The organism is Sphingobium soli (genome assembly GCF_020782245.1).
Lineage (GTDB): Bacteria > Pseudomonadota > Alphaproteobacteria > Sphingomonadales > Sphingomonadaceae > Sphingobium > Sphingobium soli.
Genome location: NZ_JAJGNP010000049.1, coordinates 1 through 1,103 on the forward strand (window position 1 = coordinate 1; position 1,103 = coordinate 1,103).

General features: G+C 56.5%; 1 protein-coding gene, 2 tRNA genes and 1 rRNA gene. All 4 read right to left on the bottom strand.

Going from position 1 to position 1,103, the window contains the following annotated elements:
* Positions 1 to 248: ribosomal RNA gene (locus LL253_RS19665) — 23S ribosomal RNA — on the bottom strand; the annotation flags it as partial.
* Positions 249 to 635: 387 nt separating this feature from the next.
* A tRNA-Ala gene (locus LL253_RS19670) sits at positions 636 to 711 on the bottom strand.
* Positions 712 to 785: 74 nt separating this feature from the next.
* Positions 786 to 862: transfer RNA gene (locus tag LL253_RS19675), tRNA-Ile, on the bottom strand.
* A 15-nt stretch (positions 863 to 877) separates the two neighbouring features.
* A partial coding sequence (locus LL253_RS19680; protein ID WP_228228205.1) for a hypothetical protein occupies positions 878 to 1,103 on the bottom strand: 226 nt, incomplete at its 5' end.

The window sequence follows — 1,103 nt, forward strand, 5'->3', positions numbered from 1 at the left end:
CTGAGATGTTTCAGTTCTCCGGGTTCGCTTCACCAAAGCCTATTTTATTCAGCTTAGTGATACCTCTCCCATTTAACCGCAGGCCTGATTGCTCAGACCAGAGATTAAATGGTGAAGGTGGGTTGTCCCATTCGGAAATCGCGGGATCAAAGCTTGCTCACAGCTCCCCCACGCTTATCGCAGCGTGCCACGTCCTTCATCGCCTGTACATGCCAAGGCATTCACCAGATGCCCTTACCTCACGCTTGAGAGCCCACACCACCAACGACAACCCTGACGGATCGTCCCGGCGCATGTGGTCATTAACTCAGCCAGATATATTTGTGATTACGAACACCTATCGATCTTGAGGATCTTGCGATCCCCGCCATCAACCGGCGCCGCACCACGGCATCGATTAAAAAACCCATTCACAATGTCAAAGAGGCCCGCCTTGCGAGCCATATCGCCACCCCATCGCTGGAACGGCAAACCGCTACTCTTCATCGCTGGAAAATCTTGGCTAGAGCCATCTGATTGGCGCTCCAACGAACCGAAGGTTCGCAAGCCTGCCCTGAGCCCGTCGAAGAGGCCGAACGGTTGTCGCCGCTTATGCGGCGGACACCCGATCAAAAGACCATTTGCCGACAGGCAAATGGTGGAGCTTATCGGGATCGAACCGATGACCTGATGCTTGCAAAGCAACCGCTCTCCCAGCTGAGCTAAAGCCCCATACCAAACCCTTCGCTTGCGCTCGGGAGTTTTGCCTGAACCCGTCCCCCGGACGGGTTCCGAGACGGCAAAACTGGTGGGCCGGGGAGGAGTTGAACCTCCGACCTCACGCTTATCAGGCGTGCGCTCTAACCACCTGAGCTACCGGCCCGTTGTTCGTTCAGCCTCAAGCGCCGGCGTCGACATCTGTTGACTTGGCTTTCGCCGCATAAGCGGCGGCGGCCGTTCGGCCTTGCGAAGCCTTTACAGGCTTCGTTGGCGAACCAAACAGGGCGTTTGCCCAGGCAGATGCCCGTCTTGCGACAGGCATTTTCCAGTGATGAAGGGACATGAGGACGGCGGCTAATGTTCTGCGGAAATGACGAAGCTCTTCCAACGTCAAGCGTTGGCGC